15 protein-coding genes and 2 pseudogenes are annotated in these 14,895 nt (G+C 72.7%); 11 read left to right on the forward strand and 6 right to left on the reverse strand.

All coding sequences use genetic code 11. The features are described 5' to 3' along the window. Nucleotides 1-47: 47 nt before the first annotated feature. The gene (locus ACFXKZ_RS15630; RefSeq protein WP_380000594.1) at nucleotides 48-539 is read left to right on the forward strand and encodes a TetR/AcrR family transcriptional regulator; all 492 of its coding nucleotides are present in this window, start codon (nucleotides 48-50) and stop codon (nucleotides 537-539) included. A gap of 67 nt (nucleotides 540-606) precedes the next feature. Then, nucleotides 607-1,005, forward strand: a pseudogene (locus ACFXKZ_RS15635) (YchJ family protein); the annotation flags it as partial. Nucleotides 1,006-1,069: 64 nt separating this feature from the next. Here ACFXKZ_RS15635 and ACFXKZ_RS15640 read toward each other — a convergent pair. Next, a pseudogene (locus ACFXKZ_RS15640) lies at nucleotides 1,070-1,886 on the reverse strand (MOSC domain-containing protein). Between the two features lie 88 nt (nucleotides 1,887-1,974). On the opposite strand from ACFXKZ_RS15640, the gene ACFXKZ_RS15645 reads away from it, so the two are divergent. Both ACFXKZ_RS15645 and ACFXKZ_RS15650 read left to right on the forward strand, forming a co-directional pair. Continuing rightward, nucleotides 1,975-3,597 (forward strand): acyl-CoA dehydrogenase family protein, encoded by a 1,623-nt coding sequence (locus ACFXKZ_RS15645; protein ID WP_380000596.1) that lies wholly within the window; start codon nucleotides 1,975-1,977, stop codon nucleotides 3,595-3,597. 74 nt (nucleotides 3,598-3,671) lie between these two features. Further along, complete coding sequence (locus ACFXKZ_RS15650; RefSeq protein WP_380000598.1) at nucleotides 3,672-4,334, forward strand: HAD family hydrolase; 663 nt, start codon at nucleotides 3,672-3,674, stop codon at nucleotides 4,332-4,334. A 69-nt stretch (nucleotides 4,335-4,403) separates the two neighbouring features. On the opposite strand, the gene ACFXKZ_RS15655 is transcribed toward ACFXKZ_RS15650, so the two are convergent. Further along, nucleotides 4,404-5,111 (reverse strand): TetR/AcrR family transcriptional regulator, encoded by a 708-nt coding sequence (locus tag ACFXKZ_RS15655; RefSeq protein ID WP_380000600.1) that lies wholly within the window; start codon nucleotides 5,109-5,111, stop codon nucleotides 4,404-4,406. Between the two features lie 200 nt (nucleotides 5,112-5,311). Here ACFXKZ_RS15655 and ACFXKZ_RS15660 point away from each other — a divergent pair, with 200 nt between their 5' ends. Beyond that, nucleotides 5,312-6,919 carry an MFS transporter gene (locus tag ACFXKZ_RS15660; protein ID WP_380000602.1) on the forward strand — a complete coding sequence of 536 codons (1,608 nt, stop codon included), beginning with the start codon at nucleotides 5,312-5,314 and terminating at the stop codon, nucleotides 6,917-6,919. A gap of 638 nt (nucleotides 6,920-7,557) precedes the next feature. Here ACFXKZ_RS15660 and ACFXKZ_RS15665 read toward each other — a convergent pair. Further along, nucleotides 7,558-8,448 carry a phosphotransferase family protein gene (locus ACFXKZ_RS15665; protein ID WP_380000604.1) on the reverse strand — a complete coding sequence of 297 codons (891 nt, stop codon included), beginning with the start codon at nucleotides 8,446-8,448 and terminating at the stop codon, nucleotides 7,558-7,560. 207 nt (nucleotides 8,449-8,655) lie between these two features. On the opposite strand from ACFXKZ_RS15665, the gene ACFXKZ_RS15670 reads away from it, so the two are divergent. Next, nucleotides 8,656-8,796, forward strand: a complete 141-nt coding sequence (locus ACFXKZ_RS15670; protein ID WP_380000606.1) for a hypothetical protein — start codon at nucleotides 8,656-8,658, stop codon at nucleotides 8,794-8,796. A 26-nt stretch (nucleotides 8,797-8,822) separates the two neighbouring features. On the opposite strand, the gene ACFXKZ_RS15675 is transcribed toward ACFXKZ_RS15670, so the two are convergent. Further along, nucleotides 8,823-9,089: a helix-turn-helix domain-containing protein gene (locus tag ACFXKZ_RS15675; RefSeq protein ID WP_380000608.1), complete on the reverse strand. Its 267-nt coding sequence runs from the start codon at nucleotides 9,087-9,089 to the stop codon at nucleotides 8,823-8,825. 47 nt (nucleotides 9,090-9,136) lie between these two features. On the opposite strand from ACFXKZ_RS15675, the gene map reads away from it, so the two are divergent. Further along, a complete protein-coding gene (map, locus tag ACFXKZ_RS15680; protein ID WP_380000610.1) occupies nucleotides 9,137-9,904 on the forward strand; it encodes a type I methionyl aminopeptidase in 768 nt (255 codons plus the stop codon). A 55-nt stretch (nucleotides 9,905-9,959) separates the two neighbouring features. Here map and ACFXKZ_RS15685 read toward each other — a convergent pair whose 3' ends face one another. Then, on the reverse strand, nucleotides 9,960-10,889 hold the full coding sequence (locus tag ACFXKZ_RS15685; protein WP_380000612.1) for a Gfo/Idh/MocA family oxidoreductase: 930 nt from the start codon (nucleotides 10,887-10,889) through the stop codon (nucleotides 9,960-9,962). Nucleotides 10,890-11,089: 200 nt separating this feature from the next. Between ACFXKZ_RS15685 and ACFXKZ_RS15690 the strand changes: the two genes are divergently transcribed. Together ACFXKZ_RS15690 and ACFXKZ_RS15695 are read left to right on the forward strand one after the other, a co-directional pair. Beyond that, nucleotides 11,090-11,830, forward strand: a complete 741-nt coding sequence (locus tag ACFXKZ_RS15690) for a L,D-transpeptidase family protein (RefSeq protein WP_380000614.1) — start codon at nucleotides 11,090-11,092, stop codon at nucleotides 11,828-11,830. Between the two features lie 29 nt (nucleotides 11,831-11,859). Beyond that, nucleotides 11,860-12,378: an HD domain-containing protein gene (locus ACFXKZ_RS15695; RefSeq protein WP_380000616.1), complete on the forward strand. Its 519-nt coding sequence runs from the start codon at nucleotides 11,860-11,862 to the stop codon at nucleotides 12,376-12,378. Nucleotides 12,379-12,384: 6 nt separating this feature from the next. Here ACFXKZ_RS15695 and ACFXKZ_RS15700 read toward each other — a convergent pair whose 3' ends face one another. Next, the gene (locus ACFXKZ_RS15700) at nucleotides 12,385-13,128 is read right to left on the reverse strand and encodes an SDR family NAD(P)-dependent oxidoreductase (protein WP_380000618.1); all 744 of its coding nucleotides are present in this window, start codon (nucleotides 13,126-13,128) and stop codon (nucleotides 12,385-12,387) included. A gap of 138 nt (nucleotides 13,129-13,266) precedes the next feature. On the opposite strand from ACFXKZ_RS15700, the gene ACFXKZ_RS15705 reads away from it, so the two are divergent. Next, nucleotides 13,267-13,785 (forward strand): GNAT family N-acetyltransferase, encoded by a 519-nt coding sequence (locus ACFXKZ_RS15705; RefSeq protein WP_380001135.1) that lies wholly within the window; start codon nucleotides 13,267-13,269, stop codon nucleotides 13,783-13,785. Between the two features lie 86 nt (nucleotides 13,786-13,871). Further along, complete coding sequence (locus ACFXKZ_RS15710; protein ID WP_380000620.1) at nucleotides 13,872-14,873, forward strand: acyltransferase domain-containing protein; 1,002 nt, start codon at nucleotides 13,872-13,874, stop codon at nucleotides 14,871-14,873. The last annotated feature ends 22 nt before the right edge of the window (nucleotides 14,874-14,895 follow it).

Consider the following 14,895-nt stretch of genomic DNA (forward strand, 5'->3'; position numbering starts at 1 on the left):
CCAAGGGCGAACGCCGGCGCCGCGCACTGATCGAGGCCACCCTGCGGGTGGTCGAGCGGGACGGCGCCGCGGGGGTCAGCCACCGCTCCGTCTCGCGCGAGGCGGGCCTGCCCACCAGCGCGTCCACGTACTACTTCGCCGGCGTCGACGACCTGCTCACCGCCGCGCTCACCACGTGTATGACCGAGGACGCGGTGCACATCCGGGGGCTCGTCGACACCCCGGGCGACCCCCGGCGCGCGCTGGCCGAGCACCTGCGGCACATCTGCACCGCCCCCGGCCGGCTGGTCGCCGAGTACGAGTTGTTCCTGCTCGCCGCCCGCCGCCCGGAGTTGCGCGAGTCGACCGACCACTGGACGGCCGCCGTCACCGACTTCGCGCTGCGCTTCAGCGGCGATCCGGTCCGGGTCCGGGTCTTCGTCGGCGCCCTGGACGGGCTGCTCATCCAGGCGCTGCTCACCGACGCGCCGCCGAGCACCGACGAGTGGGAGGCGATGATCCGCGACCTGCTGCCGGGCCCCTGCCTGGCGCCCGCCTGACGCCCGCCCGACCACGCGCGGTGTGGTCGCCGGCTCCCCCGCCCGCCGGATGGGCCAGAATCGGGTCATGTCCCGACGCACCTCGCGGCCCCGACCGGACGCCGTCACCACCGCCTCGCCCTGCCCCTGCGGCCTGTCCGCGACCTATGGCGAGTGCTGCGGCGCCCGCCACGCCGGATCCCCCGCGCCCACCGCCGAGTCGCTGATGCGCTCGCGCTACAGCGCCTTCGTCGTCGGCGACGAGCCGTACCTGCTGCGCACCTGGCACCCGGACACCCGGCCGGACCGGGTCGGCCTCGACGACCGCACCCGCTGGCTGGGCCTGGAGGTGCACGGAAGCACCGACGGCGGCTCGTTCCACCAGGAGGGCACCGTCGAGTTCACCGCGACCTACCTCGAACGCGGCAACCGGGGCGAGGTACGCGAGCACAGCCGCTTCGTCCGGCACGAGGGCGCGTGGGTGTACGTCGGCCCACTGCCTCCGTCGGCCTGGATCGGACCCGACCGGTTCGCGCACGGCCCCGATCCGGCTACATCTCCGACTCGCCCCACTCCGTGACCGTGAGTTCGTCGCCCACCGCGACCTTGCCGGGGCGCAGCACGGCGAACTTGCCGCCGAAGGCCACCCCGCCCTGCGGCGCGCGACGGTATCCGGCGAAGGTGCGCAGCGGTTCCGGGCCGGCCTTGGCCCCCGTGCGCTGGTCGACCAGGGTGACCGCGCACCGGATCGCGAGCTTGGCGTAGCCCAGTTCGGCCTCGCCGAGCGTGAATCGGCGGATCCGGTCCTCGGTGTGCGGTTCGGCCCAGCCGTCCACCACGACGTTCGGCCGGAAGCGGCTCATCGGCAGCGGCGCCTCCCCGCGCTCGGCCAGGCGCGCGTGCAGCAGCGCGGGAGAGCACGTGCAGGGGCGAGCTGTCCGCGTAGCCGCAGGTGCCGGGTATCGCGCCGTCGGTCACCCGGTCGTGCTCCGGCGGCACCCGAACCAGGCGGCTCGGCACGCCGAGCGCGTCCGACAACCACGCGGCCGGCGCGTCGCCCTGGTCGATGCCCCGATAGGGATCGCCGAACAGGTCCACGTCCCGGCGCGGGCCGTCGGTGTCCACCTCGATCGTGACCGGGTCGGCGTCCGGCCGATGCAGGATCAGCCGAGTACCGTCGGCGTCGATCTCCGGTCGGATCGACGCCAGGCGCGGATCCCGTCGCTGGGTGCGGAAGACGCCGTCCGGATCGGTCACCATGAACGTCCGGTCGTGGGCGAGCCCGGCGGGGGTGAGCAGGGTGCGCTCCACCGGGATGCCGGCGCACCCCTTGACGGGGTAGTGGATCAGTTCGACTACGGAGATCATCGCCCGAGCCTATCGACGGCCGCGACACGTGCGCCGAGCGACCGCGCGACCCTTGTTACCGACGCGTAGCACTGCTTGACTACCGGACATGTCGACGCACGAGGTCACCAATCAGGTCCCGGCTCCGACCGCGCGGGAGGCCGCCGCCGACCCGGCCCTGTTCGAGGCCCTGCACCGCGAACAGGCGGGTTGGGCCGAGGCCGAGGTGCGCGAGCTGGGCCTGCGCGCGTGGGACGAACCGGCGCAGGAGTGGGGCCGGTTGGCCAACGAGCACGAGCCGATCCTGCGCAGCCACGACCGCACCGGGCACCGCATCGACGAGGTCGAGTTCCACCCGGCCTGGCACGAGTTGATGACCGTCGCGATCGAGCACGGCCTGCACGCGAGCCCGTGGCAGGAGGACCGCGTCGGCGCGCACGTCGCGCGCGCGGCGAAGTTGTACGCGTGGGGTCAGGTCGAGGCGGGGCACATGTGCCCGCTGTCGATGACCTACGCGTCGGTGCCGGTGCTCCGGGTCGAGCCGGAACTGGCCGAGCGCTACGAGCCGTTGCTGGCGGCGCGGATGTACGACTTCGGGTTGCGCGAGCCGACCGCCAAGCGCGGGCTGCTGGCCGGCATGTCGATGACCGAGAAGCAGGGCGGCTCCGACGTACGGACCAACACCACGCTCGCGGCTCCGACGGCGGACGGGTCGTACCGGCTGACCGGGCACAAGTGGTTCACCTCCGCGCCGATGTCCGACCTGTTCCTGACCCTGGCCCAGGCCCCCGGCGGGTTGTCCTGCTTCCTGGTCCCCCGGGTGCTCCCGGACGGCACGCGCAACACGTTCCAGCTGATGCGGCTCAAGGACAAGCTCGGAAACCGGTCGAACGCGTCGGCCGAGATCGAGTACGAGGGCGCGTACGCCCGCCTCGTCGGCGCCGAGGGCGAGGGGGTTCGGACCATCGTCACCATGGTCAACGCCACCCGGCTCGATTGCGTGATCGGCGCGGCCGTCGGGATGCGGGTCGGCGCGGTCCGCGCGGCGCACCACGCGGCGCACCGGTGGGCGTTCGGCGCGGCGCTGATCCACCAACCGCTGATGCGCAACGTGCTGGCCGACCTGGTGATCGAGTCGGAGGCGGCGACCACGGTGGCAATGCGGCTCGCGGGCGCGGCCGACCGGGCGTTGCGCGGGGATCCGGCCGAGGCGGCGTTTCGCCGGATCGCGGTCGCGGTGTCGAAGTACTGGGTGTGCAAGCGCGGTCCGATGCACGCGGCCGAGGCGTTGGAGTGTCTGGGCGGCAACGGCTACGTCGAGGAGTCGGGGCTGCCTCGGCTGTACCGGGAGGCGCCGCTGGTGTCCATCTGGGAGGGCTCCGGCAACGTCGCCGCGCTCGACGCGTTGCGCGCGATGGCTCGCGAACCGGCGTGCGTGGACGCGTACTTCGCCGAGATCGACGCGGTCGCCGGGGCGGATCGCCGACTCGATGCGGCGGCTGCGGCGCTGCGCAAGGAGTTGGCCGATCCGAGCGAGGCGCAGTTCCGGGCCCGGCGGCTTGTCGAGTCGATGGCGGTATTGCTCCAAGGCGCGTTGCTCGTGCGGTACGCGAACCCGGCGGCCGACGCGTTCTGCGCGACGCGGTTGGCCCGCGAGGGCGGGCACGCCTTCGGCACACTGCCGGCCGGAACCGACACGGCGCCACTGCTGGCCCGGGTCCCCGGCGCGTAGCGCAACGGGGACGGGAGCGGGCACGGGAACGGGAATCCTGACCGGAACAGAACACACGCCCTATGCTCCCGTTCATGATCAACTCTGTCGGACTTGTCATTTTCGACTGCGACGGCGTCCTCGTGGACAGCGAACCCATCGCCATCCGGGTACACGTGGCGCTCGGCGCCGAGCACGGCTGGCCGCTGACCCCCGCCGACGTGATCGAGCGGTTCGTCGGCCGCTCCTCCACGGCGATCGCCGAGCAGATCGCCGAGCGGGTCGGGCCGGACGTGGCCGCCGAGTGGACCCGGGGCTTCGAGGCGCGGCACCGGGACGAGGTGGAGGCGGGCCTGAGTCCGGTCGAGGGCATCGAGTACGCCGTGGACACCCTCGCCGACCTGGGTCTGCCCACGTGCGTGGCCTCCAGCGGCAGCCACGACAAGATGGCCCACACCCTCGGCCGAACCGGCCTGTACGACCGCTTCGCGGGCCGGATATTCAGCGCGACCGAGGTCGCCCACGGCAAGCCCGCCCCCGACGTCTTCCTCCACGCCGCGGCCCGGATGGGCGTCGCCCCGGAACACTGTGTCGTGGTCGAGGACAGCCTCAACGGCCTGCGCGCCGCCCGCGCGGCAGGCATGCGCTCATTCGCCTACGCGGGCGACCTGATCCCCCCGCACCTGCTGGAGGGCCCGACCACCACGGTCTTCAAGTCGATGCGAGACCTGCCGGCCCTGATCACCGGCACCCCCTGACCCACGACACGGCCGGCCCGCCGGGGCGGTCGGCGGGGGCCGCCGGTGGCGGCGGCTGCCCGCTGCGGGTCAGTCCTGGTTGGTCGCGACCACTCGGGCGACCACCTCGACCGCTCGGGGGGCCGGTACGCCGAGGGCGACCAGAGCCGCCGCCGCCTGGTCCTCGGCGGTCACCACGATGTCCGTCTCGGCCGCCTGGAGGAGCGCGACGCACATCCCCTCCAGCGCGAGCGCCAGCACCGACGCGGGCAGATGGTCCGCGAACACGCCGCTGCGCTGGCCGGCCGCGATCAGCTCGATCGAACGCTCCCGGACCGGTGCCAGCATGGCCGGGATCCCGCCGTCCTCCAGGTTGCGCTGGGCGAAGCTGATCAGCAGCCGATAGCGCTCCCCGCCCTCCCACGCGGCGAGATCGAACCGCGCCACCGCCTCCTCGGGCGAGTCGCCCGCACGGCGCGCACCCTCGACCGCGGCCAGGATGTCCCGCCGCGCCTCCTCCGCGAGCCCCGCGACCAGCGCCTCCCGGCTCGGGAAGTGCCCGTACACGGTGCGCCGCACCACTCCCGCCGCGCGCGCGATGTCGTCCATCGACGCGTCGGCGTCGCGGATCAGTTCGCTGCGGGCCACCGCGAGGATCCGTTCCCGGTTCGACTGCGCGTTGCGCCGACGCGGCGGCGTACTCGCGGCGGCGGGCCCCGCGGGCGCGTCGCCGACCGCTGCGTCGTCGGCCGCTGCGGCACCGGCCGGAATCCGTGCGGCGCCCGGTTTCGTCTCCATCGCGCGTTCCTCCCTGGGGTGACCTGGAGCCTGCCAGAGATCCGGCCCCGTCGGCACCGACACTCCGTTCCGACGCGCCGAACCGCCCGATTCACCCGACTCGTTCCACAATATTTGCACAGCTGTGTGCAATCAACTAAGTTGCACATCGTTGTGCAACTACTGCGGCTGCGCCGGCCGCCTGCCCCGAAAGGCGTTCGATGTCCGTCTTCGCCACCACGCCGGTCGATCGCATGGACCGGCCATACACCCGCCGCTGGTGGGCCCTGGGCGTGCTCTGCCTGAGCCTGCTGATCATCGTCATGGCCAACACCTCGCTGATCGTGGCGGCCCCCGACATGACCCGCGACCTGGGCCTGTCCAGCCGTGACCTGCAATGGGTGATCGACGCCTACACCGTCCCGTACGCGGCGCTGATGCTCGTGCTCGGCGCGATCGGCGACAAGTACAGCCGCCGCGGCGCGCTCATCACCGGTCTGGTGGTGTTCGCCGCGGGCTCCGTCGCCGGCTCCCTGGTGCACTCGACCAGCGGCGTGATCATCGCCCGCGCGGTGATGGGCCTGGGTGCCGCGGTGATCATGCCCGCGACCCTGTCCCTGCTGGTCGCCTCCTTCCCGCGCAGCGAGCGAGCCAAGGCGATCACCGCGTGGACCGCGACCTCGGGCCTGGCGATCGCCCTCGGTCCGCTGATCGCCGGCTGGCTCCTGGAGCGCCACGCGTGGGGTTCGACCTTCCTGATCAACGTGCCCGTCGCGCTGATCGCCCTGGTCGCCGCGCTGTTCGTGGTCCCGCCGTCGAAGGCACACGACTACGGTCGGCTCGACCTGGTCGGCGGTGCGCTGTCCATCGTCACGCTCGGCTCACTGGTGTACGCGATCATCGAGGGCCCGCACTTCGGCTGGGGCACCGGCCCGGTGACCGCGCTGGTCCTCTTCGTCCTGGGCCTCGGCTCGTTCATCGGCTGGGAACTGCGGCACCCGCGCCCGATCTTCGACCTGCGCAAGTTCGGCGAGCGGGTCTTCTCCGGGTCGATGCTCGCCGTACTGCTGTTCTTCCTGGGCACCTTCGGCGCGATCTACTTCCTCACCCAGCACCTCCAGTTCGTGCTCGGCTACAGCCCGCTGGAGACCGGCGTGCGACTGCTGCCGCTGGCCGGCGCGGTCTGCCTGGGCGCGATCGCCACCGGGCAGCTCACCCCGCGGCTCGGCATGCGGGTGACGGTGACCGGCGGGATGGCCCTCGGCACCCTCGGGGTACTGCTGATGACCCGGGTCTCGGACGGCTCCGGCTACACCGACTTCCTCGCCCCGCTGCTTCTGCTCGGCCTCGCGATCGGGCTGAGCGTGTCGCCCTGCACGGAGGCGATCATGGGCTCGTTCCCGGAGAACGAACTGGGCGCGGGCGGCGGCGTCAACGACACCGCGGTGGAACTCGGCGGCGCCCTCGGCATCGCGATCCTGGGCTCGGTGCTGGCCACCTCGTACGAGTCGGAACTGACCAAGGCCGTAGACGGCAAGCTGCCACCGGAGGCCATGAACGTGGCCCAGGACTCCATCGGCGGCGCCCTGGCCGCAGCCGAACAGGTAGGCCAGGTAGCCGGCCCCCAACAGGCCCAGGCCCTGATCCAAGCCGCCGACCACGCCTTCACCCAGGCGGTGGCCCACACGAGCCTGATCGGCGGAATCATCCTGGCAACAGGCACAGTCCTGGTCGCCCTGATCCTCCCCAGCAACACCAAAACCACCCAAAAGCAAGCAACTCAAGACAAAGCCCCAACCCCCAACCTCACAAAGCAACCAGTCGCCTAACCCCCGGAACCCTCACCCGCACCTGCCGGGCGGGGCAGCCCGGATCCCGGATGCCGACGCACCACGAAGGCCGCACGCGTCGGATGGCGCTCGCCCCAGGGGCCGGGCCGGCGCCACCGACGCTGCACAACCCCAACATGCACACCAAAGGCAACGGGCGAAGCGGGCGGGCACACCAACCCAACCAAAGCACAACCATCAGCATCCACAGCCGCAGCCGCAGCCGGCCACGGAGCCGAACAGGCCACGCCACCGCCGACGAACCGCCGCACACACGCCCAAGGCACCACAAGCCCACACCCGAAGCAACGGAGCCACTCGGCTCAGAGGCCAAGTCGGCGCCACCGACCCTTCAAAACCCCAGCGTGTTCGCCAAAAGCAACGGGCGGAGCGGGCGGGTACACCAACCCAACCCAACCAAGGCGCAAGCGCAGCAATCATCAGCGTCCAGAGCCACAGCGCAGCCGGGCCGCAGGCCCGAACAGGCCACGCCACCGCCGACGAACCGCCGCACACACGCCCAAGGCACCACAAGCCCACGCCCGAAGCAACGGAGCCACTCGGCTCAGAGGCCGAATCGGCGCCGGCGACGCTGCAAAACCCCAACGCGCGGAGCGCGCGGGCACACCAACCCGACCTCAACCAAGGCGCAGCCGCACCGCACCCCTGACCGCCCGCCCCACCCACGCCTCGAACCGCTGCCACTCCACCAGTTCGACCCCCGTACGAGGCTCCGGCCAATCCAACAACGCGTCGCCCGCGTCCAGCAGGTCCCAGTACGGATGGTGTTCCGCCATCCGCCCCGAGGCCTTCGCGTACGCGGGCAGGAACTCCTCCGCCACCGCCACCCCGTGGGTGAGCGCCAGGTTGAGCCGCATCCGAGCCAGGTCCACCCCGCGCGGACCGACACAGCCCGTGGTCCAGTCGACCACCCCGCCGATCTCCTCGCCCAGCCACAGCAGTTGCCCACCGTGGAAGTCCCGGTGGATGAACCCCGGCACGGCCGATGGCGGTTCCTCCGCGAGCGCGGCGAACATGCGCTGCCACACGTGCGGCCGGGTGGTCCACGCCGGTACCGCCCGCGCCCCGTCGACGGCCGGATCGTAGTAGGTGGCGTATTCCACCAAATCCGCCCCGCTCGCGTCGACCGCGTGGATCGCCGCCAACACCTCGGCCGCCCGGCCCACCAGTACGGCCGGGTCCGCCGGCGGCTCCGGCGTACCCGGCACCCTCGTGGTCAACAGCGCCGGCTCCGCCCCCGCCAACCGCGCCGCGACCAACTCCGGCGCGGGGACCGGGGTTTCGGCGAGCAGACGCAGCGTGCGCGCCTCCTGCTCGGGGCGGTACCACGGGTCCCGGGCCAGCCGCTCCGCGTTGTGGAAAACCCGCAGGACCAGATCGCCGACCGTGTAGAGCCGGTTGGCGCCGACCCCCATGGGCTCGACCGGCAGATCGCCGACGATCTCCCGCAACCAGGCAAGCGTTTCGGCATTCGGCATCGGTTTGGACTCGGACACGGCCACGGACACGGATCGGGCTCCTGTTCGGCGACGGGTTCACTCGCCGGCGGTCGCCGACACGGCGCCGCCCGACGACAAGCCTGCCAGGTGCACGCTGCGCAACACCGAGGCGATCCTGACCTTCCTGGTCGCCATCGGCCTGGATCCGGCGACCGCGAGCCGAATCTTCCGCGAACTGGTTCTGCGCGTCGCGGCCTTCGTCCGACTCAACGACGCGTGGCACCACGCACCGCCGACCCGCCCACCACCGCCCACACCGCCGCGATGGCCCCGGTGGACTCGGTCGACGAACAGTTCGCCTTCACGATCGACCTGCTCGTACAGAACATCGAAACGCTGCTCCGCCCGGCGCCCTGAGCAAACCTGGGGCGTGTCTTCAAACCCTAGGCGGAAAGCGCGTCCGGATCGGGAATCGCGCACACCGCCGCGACCTCGTCCAGCGACAGTCCCAGCTCCAGGGCCAGCGCCGCGATCGTGAAGAACGCGGGGGTCGGCGCCCGGCCGGTCTCGATCTTGCGCAGCGTCTCCGGCGACAGTCCGGCCGCGACGGCGACGTGGCCGATGCTGCGTTCGCCGCGCGCGCCGCGCAGCAGCGCGCCCAGTTGCAGGCCGCGCGCTCGTTCCAGTGGGGTCAGCGGGGTTCGCACCATGACCGTGATACTAATACCGGTATAAGAATTGGTCGAGGAGGGGACCCATGGTCGAAATCAAGACCCGAGCCGAAATAGCCGCGATGCGCGAGGCCGGGAGAGTCGTGGGACAGGCCCTGGAGGCGACCCGCAAGGTCGCCGCCATCGGCGTGTCGCTGAAGGAACTGGACGAGGTCGCGCACACGATCCTGCGCGAGGCCGGGGCCACGTCCCCGTTCCTGGGCTACCAGCCGTCGTTCGCGCCCGTCCCGTTCCCGGGCGTGATCTGCGCCTCGGTCAACGACGCCGTGGTGCACGGCATCCCGACCGACTACCGGCTGCGCGACGGCGACCTGGTCAGCATCGACTGCGGCGCGACCCTGCGCGGTTGGACCGGCGACGCCGCGATCACCTTCACCGTCGGCACGCCGCGCCCGAAGGACCTGACGCTGATCGCCGACACCCGGCTCGCACTCGAAGCGGGCATCGCGGCGGCCGTACCCGGCGGCCGGTTGAGCGACATCTCCGCCGCGATCGGCGCGGTCGCCCGCGGGGCCGGCTACGGCATGCCGCGCGACTGGGGCGGCCACGGCATCGGCCGCACGATGCACGAGGACCCGCACGTACAAAACGAGGGCCGCCCCGGACGCGGCATGGCGCTGCGCCCCGGCCTGACCCTGGCCTTGGAGCCGATGTTGCTCGCCGGCGGCAAGGACGCGTGCTACACCGCCCGGGACGGCTGGACGTTCCACACCTCCGACGGCTCCCGCGCCGCGCACATCGAACACACCATCGCGATCACCGAGGACGGCCCACAGATCCTGACCCTGCCCTGAACCCACACCCCCAGAGCCCTCGGCCCCGCTCGGGGGCTCCCACCCGAACCGGGACCTACCCCACCCGAACCGTGCGCCCCTCGCGCCGGGACACCACACACGCCTCGGCCACGGCCTGCGCCGCGAGCGCGTCGGCGCCCGGACAGGGGCTGGCGATGCGACCGGCGGCCATCGCCACGAACGCGGCCAGCTCCGCACGGTAGGCGTCGCCGAATCGGGTCAGGAAGTCGCCCTCGGTGACGCCGCCGCAGGCATGGGTCCCGGCGGTGCCGGCCAGTTCCAGCCGCACGTCGTAGCCCGGCTCATGGTGCCGCCCCGCGTGCGCGGTGCCGAGCGTGCCGTCGGCGAGCCGGAACAGCACCGCCGACACGTCGACGTCGTCGTGCTCCCGGAACACCGCCGCGCCCCGGTTCGCCCCGATCGCGGTCACCTCGACGATCGGCACACCCGTCACCCACGGCACGATGTCGAAGTCGTGGATGTGCGTGTCCCGATAGATGCCGCCCGAGGTCGGCACGAACGCGGCCGGCGGCGGCCGACGATCCACGCTCACCGCGTGCACCCGGGTCACCGTGCCGAGTCCGCCGGCCTCGACCGCCGCCCGCGCCGCGATGTACATCGGGTCGAATCGGCGCTGGAAACCCACCTGAAGCCCGGCCCCGCGCGCCTCCACATACGCCACCGCCTCGCGCGCGACGATCGGGTCGAGCGCGATCGGCTTCTCGCACAGGATCGGCAACTTCGCGTCCGCCGCCGCCCGCAGCAGCCCGACATGCGCCGACGTCGGCGCGGCGACCACCACGGCGTCCACCGCCGCGAACACCTCCTCGAGCCCGACCGCCGCAACGCCGGCCGCCCGGGCGAACTCCTCGGCCCGCCCCCGATCCACATCCGCCACCACGACCCGCTCGACCGCCGCGATCCCGCTCAACGCCCGGGCGTGAAACCCCCCGATCCGCCCGACCCCGACCACTCCGACCCGCATACCGCCCCCTTGCACACCCACACCGCCCGGGCCAACCGGACCACCAAAACCCAACCACACCCGCGCCCACACCCCGAGCCCCGTCCACCCGCACCGCGCCCACCATCGAGTGACCCCGAACACCACCGAGCGGGTGGCACCGGCGAACACACCGCCCGCCCTGCCGGAATGACTCGCCCGAAGGGGGTAGTCGTGGAGGAATGACCATCCCCCGCCGCTCGCTGTTCCTGACCGTCCCGGCCGCACTGGCCCTCTCCGGCCTGCCCCCGGCCCGGCACGCGGCCGCCGGCGCCCCGAATTCCGGCGCGACGCTTCCGCCCGCCCCCGCCCGAACCGGCGTTCCCCTCCCCGCCGCCATCGGCGCCCGCCTGGCGGCGCAAATCCCGCCCGAGACCGCCCAGTTGTTGCTGGTCGTCGGCGACGGCCGGGACGCGGACTCCGGCACCGCCTCGTTCTGGACCCGCGAGCCCGACGGCTGGCGGGCCCGCGACGCGTGGCCCGCGCACAACGGCCGGGAAGGCTGGACGTTCGACCACCACGAGAACGACCTGCGCACGCCGATCGGCGTGTACACCCTGACCGACGCCGGCGGCCTGCGCCCCGATCCCGGCACCCGGCTGTCCTACGACCGCTCCGACGACTTCGCGATCGACGGCACCGGCTTCGCCGGCGAGCCCCTGGCCGGCACCTTCGACCACGTGATCGCGATCGACTACAACCGGGTGCCCGGGACCTCGCCGCTGGACCCGGTCCGCCCGCGCGGCGACGCGTTCGGCGGCGACATCTGGCTGCACATCGACCACGGCGGCGCCACCCACGGCTGCGTCACCCTGCCGCCCGAGGCGCTGGTGGCGCTGCTGCGCGTCCTGGACCCGGCCGCGCACCCGGTCGTGGTACTCGGCGACGGCCCGGCGTTGGCCCAGGACGGCCCCGCTTCCTGACCTCGCGGCAAGGCTCTTACCCTGTCCGGGTGACCTCCGCCAAGCTCCGTCCGCTGCCCGCCGAAGTGATCACCCTGCTGGATCAACTCACCCCCTGCCCCCGCCTGGTCGAACATCTGCGCATCGTGCACGACGTCGCGTGCCGGCTGTGCGACTGGGTCGCGGCGACCTTCCCGGAACTGGCCTTCGACCGGGACGCGGTGCTGTTCGGCGCCGCCACCCACGACATCGGCAAGACCCTGCACCCGGAGGAGTTGTCCGGGCCGGGTTCGTGTCACGAGCAGGCCGGCTACGACCTGCTCACCGCACAGGGCGTGTCCCCCTCCCGGGCCCGCTTCGCCCGCACCCACGCGGCCTGGAACCCGACCGACCCGGACGAACTCCTGGTCAGCCTGTCCGACAAGGTCTGGAAGGGGAAGCGGGTAGCCGCCCTGGAACAGGACCTGATCACGCTCCTCGCGACCGCCTCGGGCCGCCCGGAGTGGGAAATCTTCCAGGCCCTCGACGACTTCGCGACCACGATCGAAACCGACTCGCTCCTGTTCTGACCCCGCTCAGCGCGGCAACCGCCGCCACAGCGCCCGAGGCAACACCCGCATCCCGGCGAACACCGGCCGCAGCGTGCCCGGCACCCACACCTCGCCCCGGCCCCGCACCAGCGCCCGCACCGTCGCGTCCGCCACCTGTTCCGGCGTGCTGGACAGCGGCGCCGGCGACATGCCCTGGGTCATCCGTCCGACCACGAACCCGGGCCGGACCAGCAACAGCCGTACCCCGCTGCCCGCGAGCGCGTCGGCCAGACCACTCGCGAATCCGTCCAGACCGGCCTTGGCCGAGCCGTAGACGTAGTTCGCCCGCCGTACTCGGACCCCGGCCACCGACGAGAAGACCACCAGCCGGCCGTGCCCCTGCGCGCGCAACACGGCGGCGAGATGGGTCAGCACGCTCACATGCGCGGTGTAGTCGGTGTGCACCACCGCGACCGCGTGCGCCGCGTCGACCTCGGCCCGGCGCTGATCGCCCAGGATGCCGAACGCGGTGACCACGACGTCCAGGGCCCCGTGCCGGGCGATCACGTCGTCCAGCATCGGCCGATGCGTGGCCAGATCGTCCGCGTCGAACTCGACCCGGTCCACCCGCCGGGCGCCGGCCTCGAGCAGCCGCGCCTCCTCGTCGTCGAGGTCGTGACTGCGCCGCGCCGCCAGCACGACGGTGCGCGCCCCGCGAGCGATCAGCCGCTCCGCGACCGCCACCCCGATCTCACTGCGGCCTCCGAGGACCAAAACGGTTCCACTCACGGGCACAGTCTGCCGGATTCCCGGCCCGGGCCCGCTCCCCGTACTCGGCGCCGACTCAATAGCCTTGTCCGCGTGACGCCGAACCCGAACCCGAACCAGGCCGCGCGCACCGACCCGGCCCCGGACCCCCGACCCGTCGTGCTGCGCGGAGCCGAGGCCGCCGCGTCCGCGGCCGAACCGCTGCGGGCGATCCTGGCCGAGCTGATCCGCGCCGGCGCCGCACTCGGCTGGGTGGATCCGCCGGACCTCGCAGAGGTGGGCGACCTGCTCACCGGCCTCGCCGAGGCGCAGCGGTCGGGCGACGCCGCGCTGCGGTTCGCGTACGCGGGCGAGGAACTGCTCGGGTTCGGCTACTGGCGGCGCTACACCCGGCCGACCCATCGGCCCAACGCCGACCTGGAGAAGCTCGCGGTGGCGCTGCCCGCGCACGGCCGCGGCATCGGCCGGCGGCTCACCGAGGCGTTGCTCGACGACGCGCGGGCCGCGGCGGTCGAGATCCTCACCCTCGATGCCCGGGGCGACAACGTCGGCGCGCTGCGGCTGTATCGCTCGCTCGGCTTCGTCGAGTACGGCCGGCTGCACGACTTCGTCGCGGTCGGCGCGCGCCGCTACGACAAGTACTTCTACTCGATCGACCTGCGCGCCTCCGTCGCGTGATCGGCCGCCCGCGGGGTCGCCGGGCCGCGGCCGGCGCAAAGCCGGTTCGCCCGCATCCGCAATCACCACCGGCCGCGCCCACGGCGGTGCCGGACACCGCGGCGCTGCTGCGCGCGGACGCGCCGGCGGCGGCCTGGGTCGCGGCGTTGACCGCGGCCGAGGCCGACGGCCGGATCGAGGTCGAGTTGCCCGCCGGCGAGCGGCTCGCCGCGGTGCTCCTGGACCTGTCCGTCCCGCACGAGGACGTCAACGAACTGCTCTCCGCCCGGTCCGTGCTGCTCGCCGATCCGGCGCTGCGCGAGCTGTTCGAACGGGCCGTCCGGGTGCTGGTGGCCGACATGGGCACGCCGACGCGGCGCCGCCCCTTTCCGCCGCTGCCGGCGGCGTCGGGCGTGGCGGGCCGGTGGTTCCACGTGTACGTGTACGTGGCCGCGCTCCCGCACGTACTGGCCCACCACCACGGGCTCGGCATCCCGCCCGAGGTGTCCCGCCGCACCCTCGCCGACCTGGGCCGGCACATGGCGCTGCATCGGCGCAGGCACGGCTCGGGCGGGCTGAGCGCGCGGCACTGGCCGGGTTACCACTTCCGCGGCGAGCTGTACCAGCTCGGCCGGCTCCAGTTCCAACGTTCGACGATGCGCGAGAGAGCGGCGGCGAGCGCCAGGGCGCTCGGGCTCGACCACGGGCCCGAGGACCCCGCGCTGGAGCTGCACATCCCGGATTTCCTCGGCCCGATGTCCCCGGCGGCGTGCGACGAGTCGTTGGACCTCGCCCGCGCGTTCTTCCCGCGCCACTACCCCGGCGAGCGCTACACGGTCGCGGTCTGCGGTTCGTGGCTGCTCGACCCGCAGTTGCGCGAGTACCTGCCGCCCGAGTCCAACATCATCCGCTTCCAAAGCCGCTTCCACCTGTACTCGGACCCGACCGGCCCCCAGCCGGACGACACCGCCCCGATCGGCTTCGTCTTCGGCAACCCCGACCTACCCACCACATCCCTCCCCCGGAACACATCCCTACAACGCGCAATCGCCGACCACCTACACACCGGCCGCCACTGGCACGTACGCACCGGCTGGTTCACGTTGTGACCCTCTCGCATCCGGAAAAATC

Origin of the sequence: Embleya sp. NPDC059237 (assembly GCF_042754105.1) — a bacterium.
Classification (GTDB): Bacteria; Actinomycetota; Actinomycetes; order Streptomycetales; family Streptomycetaceae; genus Embleya.